Source organism: Oleiphilus sp. HI0132, assembly GCF_001635845.1.
On record NZ_LWGJ01001155.1, the window covers coordinates 1 to 3,779 of the forward strand.

Here is a 3,779-nt window from a genome sequence, read left to right on the forward strand (position 1 = left end):
GCGTGTGCTTCTGCATGCATCAAATAACTATAATTATAGTTACTTAACTTCAACAGATGCGCCAGCTTCCTCAAGCTCTTTCTTAGCAGCTTCAGCGTCGTCTTTGCTAACGCCTTCTTTAACAGTAGATGGAGCACCATCAACCATTGCTTTCGCTTCTTTAAGGCCAAGACCTGTAAGAGCACGAACTGCTTTGATTACGTTAACTTTCTTATCGCCAGCGCCAGCAAGAACAACGTCAAACTCAGTCTGTTCAGCGGCAGCAGCACCACCAGCGTCACCGCCAGCAGCAGGAGCAGCAGCTACAGCAGCAGCTGCAGATACGCCGAATTTCTCTTCCATTGCTTCAACTAGTTCAACAACGTCCATTACGCTCATTTCAGCGATTGCATTTAAAATATCGTCTTTAGATAGAGACATGGTCCCATTCTCCTAAATGTAAGTTATATAAAAAATAATTAAGCTGCGTCTTTCTTCTGATCGCGAACTGCTGCCACTGCACGAGTAACCTTCGAAGGAACTTCGTTGAATGTACGTGCAAGCTTGGTAATAGGTGCTTGAATAACGCTGGCCAACATGCCCAACGCCTGATCGCGCGTTGGCAACTTAGCCAAACGATCGATCTGATCTGCACCCAGTAGTTCACCACCAACCGCTAATGCTTTTATCTCGAATGCTTCTTTTTCTTTAGCAAAATCTTTCAACAAGCGCGCTGCCGCACCTGGATCTTCCAAAGAAAATGCAAGAATTGTTGGACCAACCAACGCTTCAGCTGCACATTCAAACTCTGTTCCTTCTACCGCACGCTTTGCTAAGGTGTTTCGAACGACACGAAGATAAACTCCGCCTTCACGAGCTTCTTTACGAAGGCCTGTCATATCATTAGCGTCAACGCCATGATAATCAGCCATCACAAGAGATAAAGCACCGCCAGCAACTTCGTTGACTTCGGCGACAATCGCCTTTTTGTCTTCGATTCCAATTGCCATTGGTTTTCTCCTCAAGAGAGTCAGCCGAAGCTGACCACTTAGTTCCACCCCCTGTTAGCATAAACAGGGAGCGACCTACGGCGGAGATACAACTCATTTAAGAGAGTCCACACACCGTCTGCGCAGGAGATTAAGTTAGCACTCTAAATTAATAAATAGCCAACACCTGCGGTCTTTGACAGCCCGAGCTAGGCTCAGACTCCAAAGTATTCTTTAACATATCTTCTTATGAAGACACTGAGCTCTGATCAATAAGTAGACCAGGACCCATTGTTGAAGAAAGTGTAACTTTCTTCAAATATACACCTTTTGCAGAAGCAGGCTTAGCCTTCTTCAAGTCAGCCAACAATGCTTCGATATTCTGTTTAATCGAATCAGCTGAGAAGTCAACATTACCGACGATAGTATGAACAATACCGTTCTTGTCAGTTCTATAACGAACCTGACCAGCTTTTGCATTTTTAACGGCAGTCGCTACGTCTGGCGTCACTGTACCAACTTTCGGGTTTGGCATTAGACCGCGTGGACCAAGAATTTGACCTAACTGACCAACTACACGCATTGCGTCCGGAGATGCAACAACTACGTCAAAATCCATGTTTCCAGCTTTAACTTCAGCAGCCAACTCGTCCATACCAACGATATCAGCACCAGCTTCTTTAGCTTTCTCTGCATTTTCACCTTGAGTAAACACAGCAACACGAACTGTTTTGCCAGTTCCATTTGGTAGAACTGTAGAACCTCGAACAGCCTGGTCAGATTTACGCGCATCAACACCTAGGTTGATAGCAACATCTACCGACTCAGTAAACTTAACACCGCTTGAAAGCTCAGCAAGCAAAGCTACCGCTTCTTCTACCGTGTACGCTTTTTCTGCTTGAACTTTTTCCTGCACCAACTTTTGGCGCTTTGTTAATTTTGCCATTAGTTAACACCCTCAGTATTAAGTCCCATGCTACGCGCTGTACCAGCAATAATTCTTACTGCAGCATCCATATCACCTGCATTTAAGTCAGGGTCTTTAGTTTTAGCAATTTCTTCTAACTGAGCGCGAGTAACAGTTCCAACCTTCTCAGTATTAGGACGACCGCTACCACTAGTGATACCAGCAGCTTTCTTCAACAGAATAGATGCAGGTGGGGTCTTCATGACAAAAGTAAAACTCTTGTCACTATATACAGAAATTACAACAGGAACTGGCAGACCTGGTTCAACACCTTGAGTCTGAGCGTTAAACGCTTTACAGAATTCCATGATGTTAACACCGTGCTGACCTAGTGCAGGACCAACCGGCGGACTTGGATTCGCTTTACCAGCGGCTACCTGAAGCTTGATATAAGCATCAACTTTCTTTGCCATTTTTTACTCCTTCGGGTTCAAACGCTTCAATAGCTCCCCGTATAGACAGAAAAAGCCCACTTTGCAGTTCGCAAAGTGAGCAGATAAAATCTTACTTGCTTAGTCTTTTTCTACTTGCCCAAACTCTAGTTCGACAGGGGTAGAGCGACCAAAAATCAGAACCGCTACTTTAACGCGGCTCTTCTCGTAATCTACTTCCTCAACAACACCATTAAAGTCTGCAAACGGCCCATCGATAACCCGAACCACTTCACCAGCTTCAAACAAGGTCTTAGGACGAGGTTTCTCTGCACCCGTCTCTATCTTCTGAAGAATCGTATCAGCTTCACGATCAGTAATTGGCACAGGTCTTTCAGCAGTACCACCAATAAAGCCTAACACTCTTGGAGTGGACTTAACCAAATGCCAAGCATCGTCGTCCATTTCCATTTGCACAAGAACGTAGCCTGGATAAAACTTACGCTCACTCTTGCGCTTTTTACCTTCGCGCATTTCTACCACTTCCTCTGTAGGAACCAGTATTTCACCAAATTTTGCTTCCAAGCCTTTCAAAGCAACCTGCTCTTGCAACGAGCGCATTACCTGCTTTTCGTAACCTGAATAGGCATGAACTACATACCAAGCTTTGGACATCGTGATTCTCCTACTACCCTATAATACTGGAAACAATCCAGCCGATCAGGGAGTCGACACCCCATAAAATAAGCGCAACCACTAACACAAAAACAACAACTATCATTGTCGTCTGGGTCAACTCTTGCTTAGTAGGCCATACAACCTTACGAATCTCTAAACGAGCTTCAGAGACCAACTTCGCAAAGGCCTGCCCTTTTGTCGTTTGAACGGCAACCCATCCAGCAACAAATGCCAAAACAAGTAGCGCAAGCACTCTGTACAACAGAGATTCTGCTTCAAAATAGTAGTTACCCACCACGCCCGCTGACACCAAACAAAGCACCAACAACCACTTCAGCGTATCTAGCGCACTACCTTCTTTCTCTACCTTTGCATTCATAATCGACGCACTAATAAGTATTCTGTTCCACTACCATTTATTACTAGAATAAATGGCAGGCCAGGAGGGAATCGAACCCCCAACCTGCGGTTTTGGAGACCGCTGCTCTGCCAATTGAGCTACTGGCCTATACAAAAGAAGGCAGCATCAAGCTGCCTTCCAAACATAGACTAAGATTATTCAACAATCTTAGCTACAACACCCGCACCTACAGTACGACCACCTTCACGAATCGCGAAGCGTAGACCTTCTTCCATCGCGATTGGCGCGATCAAAGTAGCTGTTAACTGTACGTTATCACCAGGCATTACCATTTCAACACCTTCAGGCAACTCACAAGCACCTGTCACATCAGTCGTACGGAAGTAGAACTGTGGACGGTAACCTTGGAAGAATGGCGTATGACGACCACCTTC

At 45.3% G+C, this 3,779-nt stretch carries 6 protein-coding genes, 1 tRNA gene and 1 pseudogene; all 8 read right to left on the bottom strand.

All coding sequences use genetic code 11. The features are described 5' to 3' along the window. Nucleotides 1-39: 39 nt before the first annotated feature. On the bottom strand, nucleotides 40-420 hold the full coding sequence (rplL, locus tag A3766_RS16045; RefSeq protein WP_068507428.1) for a 50S ribosomal protein L7/L12: 381 nt from the start codon (nucleotides 418-420) through the stop codon (nucleotides 40-42). Nucleotides 421-458: 38 nt separating this feature from the next. Next, the gene (gene rplJ / locus A3766_RS16050) at nucleotides 459-989 is read right to left on the bottom strand and encodes a 50S ribosomal protein L10 (RefSeq protein ID WP_068507430.1); all 531 of its coding nucleotides are present in this window, start codon (nucleotides 987-989) and stop codon (nucleotides 459-461) included. Between the two features lie 226 nt (nucleotides 990-1,215). Further along, nucleotides 1,216-1,914, bottom strand: a complete 699-nt coding sequence (gene rplA / locus A3766_RS16055) for a 50S ribosomal protein L1 (RefSeq protein WP_068507433.1) — start codon at nucleotides 1,912-1,914, stop codon at nucleotides 1,216-1,218. Next, entirely contained in the window at nucleotides 1,914-2,348 is a 435-nt protein-coding gene (gene rplK / locus A3766_RS16060) for a 50S ribosomal protein L11 (RefSeq protein WP_068507436.1), read from the bottom strand. The genes rplA and rplK overlap by 1 nt, the downstream gene beginning before the upstream one ends. Nucleotides 2,349-2,447: 99 nt before the next feature. Continuing rightward, nucleotides 2,448-2,981 carry a transcription termination/antitermination protein NusG gene (gene nusG / locus A3766_RS16065; protein ID WP_068507438.1) on the bottom strand — a complete coding sequence of 178 codons (534 nt, stop codon included), beginning with the start codon at nucleotides 2,979-2,981 and terminating at the stop codon, nucleotides 2,448-2,450. Nucleotides 2,982-2,994: 13 nt separating this feature from the next. Next, the gene (gene secE, locus A3766_RS16070; RefSeq protein ID WP_068507441.1) at nucleotides 2,995-3,363 is read right to left on the bottom strand and encodes a preprotein translocase subunit SecE; all 369 of its coding nucleotides are present in this window, start codon (nucleotides 3,361-3,363) and stop codon (nucleotides 2,995-2,997) included. 53 nt (nucleotides 3,364-3,416) lie between these two features. Beyond that, nucleotides 3,417-3,492: transfer RNA gene (locus tag A3766_RS16075), tRNA-Trp, on the bottom strand. Nucleotides 3,493-3,539: 47 nt separating this feature from the next. Beyond that, nucleotides 3,540-3,779, bottom strand: a pseudogene (gene tuf / locus A3766_RS16080) (elongation factor Tu); the annotation flags it as partial.